This window comes from Hydrogenophaga sp. GW456-12-10-14-TSB4 (assembly GCF_059424305.1).
Genome location: NZ_JBWKZH010000132.1, coordinates 1 through 3,317 on the forward strand (window position 1 = coordinate 1; position 3,317 = coordinate 3,317).

General features: G+C 67.7%; 4 protein-coding genes. 3 read left to right on the plus strand and 1 reads right to left on the minus strand.

Translation table 11 applies throughout. The features are described 5' to 3' along the window. Positions 1 to 6 precede the first annotated feature (6 nt). Positions 7 to 402 (plus strand): energy transducer TonB, encoded by a 396-nt coding sequence (locus AC07ZS_RS29590; RefSeq protein ID WP_494802000.1) that lies wholly within the window; start codon positions 7 to 9, stop codon positions 400 to 402. 57 nt (positions 403 to 459) lie between these two features. Here the strand turns inward: AC07ZS_RS29590 and AC07ZS_RS29595 are convergent, their stop codons facing one another. Continuing rightward, positions 460 to 1,353, minus strand: a complete 894-nt coding sequence (locus AC07ZS_RS29595; protein ID WP_494801997.1) for a LysR family transcriptional regulator — start codon at positions 1,351 to 1,353, stop codon at positions 460 to 462. Positions 1,354 to 1,481: 128 nt separating this feature from the next. On the opposite strand from AC07ZS_RS29595, the gene AC07ZS_RS29600 reads away from it, so the two are divergent. Both AC07ZS_RS29600 and AC07ZS_RS29605 read left to right on the plus strand, forming a co-directional pair. Beyond that, a complete protein-coding gene (locus tag AC07ZS_RS29600) occupies positions 1,482 to 2,471 on the plus strand; it encodes a Bug family tripartite tricarboxylate transporter substrate binding protein (protein WP_494801998.1) in 990 nt (329 codons plus the stop codon). A gap of 5 nt (positions 2,472 to 2,476) precedes the next feature. Further along, the coding region (locus AC07ZS_RS29605) for a gallate dioxygenase (protein WP_494801999.1) at positions 2,477 to 3,317 on the plus strand (841 nt) is incomplete at its 3' end.

Sequence of the window (3,317 nt, forward strand, 5' to 3'; positions counted from 1 at the left end):
GCCCCGGTGCCTGCACCGCCGCCGCCGGTGAGCGCCCTGCCCGCGCCCGACTTCATTTCGCACGCCGCCTCGCCCCACGACTACCGCAAGGACGGTGCGCGCCACATCTACGAACGCAACGCCCACCGCATCTACAAGGGCCAGCTGCCGCCGCTGATGCACGCCGTGGGCGTGCTCCAGGTGCAGGTGGACGGCCGGGGCAACGTGCAGAACATCAACTGGATGCGCGCGCCCAGCCACGTGCCCGACGTGATGCGCGAGATCGAGCGCACGGTGCGCGCCGCGGCCCCCTTCCCTGCGCCGGTGCGCATGGGCAGCGTGACCTACACCGACGTGTGGCTGTGGGACAAGAGCGGGCGGTTCCAGCTCGACACGCTGACCGAAGGTCAGCGCGACAAGTAAGCGCCCCCGAGCTCTCGAAAAACCCGCCGTCCGGCGGGTTTTTCGTTTCAGGCCGCGTCAAGGGACGTGGTGCGCCGCCCGGTGCAGGTGCGCGATGAAGTGGCGCACCGCAGGCGACACCCGCGAGTCGCTGCGGATGATGGCGCCCACGGACAGGGGCAGGCCTTCCTCGGCAATCGGCACGATCTGCATGTGGGGCGCGGCCTGCGGGTGCTCGGCGATCTGGCGCGGCATGAGCCCCACGAAGTTGCCGGACGCCAGCAGGGAAATCAGGCTCAGCGTCGAGTTCACCACCGCCCCCACCGGCGGCAGCGCCAGGCCGTGGGACTCGAAGAACTGGCGGGCGTAGCCGGTGTCGTTCGAGAGGTGCGTGTAGATCCAGCGCTCGTCCACCAGCTCCGCCAGCCGGCGGGCCTTGGCCCGGGGATGCCCCTTGCGCACGACCACCACCATCGTGGTCTTCATCAGCGGCTCGGCGATGAACTCCCCGGCCGACAGCCCCTCGGGAATGCCCCCCACAGCGATGTCCACTTCGTTGGTGCGCAAGCGCTGCAGCTGCGCGATGTAAAGCTCTTCGCTGACCCGCAGGCGGATGTCTGGGTAGTCCCGGCCGAAGGTCCGGATGGCCTCCGGGATCAGCAGCATCACGGCCACCGGCACCGCCGCGATGTTGAGCTCACCGCGCATCACGCCGCCCAGCTGGCTGATCTTGTCGGTGGCCATCAGCAACTCCTTGGCCACCTTCTTGGCATGCTGGTACATCACCATGCCCTGCGCCGTGGGCAAGACGCCCCGCGAGCTCCGCACCAGCAAGGGCGCGGCCAGCTCGACCTCGAGCTCGCGTACAACCTTGGTCAGCGCGGGCTGGGAAACACCGATCTCGCGGGCCGCGCTGCGCAGGCTGCCCTGTTCCACGGCGACGATCAGGGCATTGAGGGCAGAAAGTTTCATGGTTGCCGGGCCTCCGCGATAACCGGATGTTATCTCGTGCGTTCTTTGAACATCTGGGCGGTGCCGCAACGGCGCCAGACAATCGCCACCGTGTCGCTCGATGAGCGCGTTCCCCAGGAGACAAACCCATGACCCCCAACGCTTTTCGCCACCTGGCCCGCGGCTTCGTGCTGTCGCTCGGCCTGCTCGCCGCCCTCACCGGGGCGCAGGCGCAGAACTTCCCGACCAAGCCGGTCCGCATCACCACGCCCTTCCCGGTCGGCAGCGGGCCCGAGGGGGTGTTGCGCCTGGTGGCCGACAAGCTGTCCAAGCTGTGGGGCCAGCCAGTGATCGTGGAGAACAAGCCCGGCGGCAACGGCTTCATCGCCATCGACCAGTTCAAGCGCGGCGCGAGCGACGGCCACGACCTCATCCAGCTGGACAACGTGCACCTGACCGCCTACCCGCACCTCTTCAAGAAGCTGCCCTACGACGCGGCGAACGACTTCGACCCCCTGTACCCGCTGTTCAAGACCTACTTCTTCATGACCACGGCGGTGGACAGCAAATACAGGAACGTGGCCGACGTCATCGCCGACGCCAAGGCCCGCCCAGGCGACCTCAACTACGGCTCCTGGTCCGTGGGCAACCCGGTCCATCTGGGGTCCGCGCTGCTGGAGACCGTCACCGGCACCAGGATGCAGCACATCATCTTCAAGGAAACCAGCCAGCTGTACACCTCGGTGGCGCGCGGCGAACTCGCCTTCGCCCTGGGCACCAGCGCCACCGCCGGCCCGCTCTACCGGGCGCAGAAGATCAAGTTCCTGGCCGTGGCCGCGCCGCGCCGCATTCCCGCCTACGCCGATGTGCCCACCTTCACCGAAGCCGGCGGCCCGAAGGACTTCGAGGTTGCGGGCTGGACCACCATCGCCGCGCCGAAGCACCTGCCGCCAGCCGTGCGCGAGAAGATCGCCAAGGACATCGCGACCGTCCTCACCGACCCGGACTTCAAGGAAAAATACCTGAGCTTCGGCTACGAAATGTTCCCGGCCACCAAGGCGGAGTTCGACAAGTACATCCAGAACGAGTCGGTCCGCCAGGCCGACACGATCAAGAAGGCCCAGGCCTCGCTGGACTGACCCGCATGGCACAGATCATTGGCGCCATCGCCACCTCGCACACCCCGACCATCGGGTTCGCCGCCGACAAGAACCAGAAGGACGACCCGGTGTGGGGGCCGATCTTCGCCGCCTACGAGCCGGTGCGCGCGTGGCTGGACGAGAAGAAGCCCGACGTCATGTTCATCGTCTACAACGATCACATCACGTCCTTCTTCTTCGACCACTACTCCGCGTTCACCCTGGGCATCGGCGACCGCTATGCCGTGGCCGACGAGGGCGGCGGCGCACGCGACGTGCCGCCGCTGACAGGACACCCGGCGCTGGCGCGCCACATTGGCCAGTCGCTCGTGTCGGAAGAATTCGACATGGCGTTCTTCCAGGACAAGGCGCTGGACCACGGCTGCTTCTCGCCCATGTCCATGCTGCGCGGCGGCGATGCGTCATGGCCAGCCCCGATCGTGCCCCTGCAGGTGGGGGTGCTCCAGTTCCCCGTGCCGTCGGCGCGGCGCTGCTACAAGCTCGGCCAGGCCCTGCGCCGCGCGGTGGAGTCGTATCCCGAGGACTTGAAGGTGGTGATCGTCGCCACGGGCGGCCTGTCGCACCAGGTGCACGGCGAGCGCGCCGGGTTCAACAACACCCCGTGGGACCAGCGCTTCCTCTCGCTGATCGAAGAGGACCCCGAGCGCCTGGCCGACCTGACGCACGCGGAACTCGCCGAACTCGGGGGCCTGGAAGGCGCCGAGGTCATCATGTGGCTCATCATGCGCGGCGCCCTGTGCGCCCAGGTGCGCAAGGTGCACCAGAGCTACTACCTGCCGTCCATGACCGGCATTGCCACCGCGATCTACGAGAACCCACCCTCCC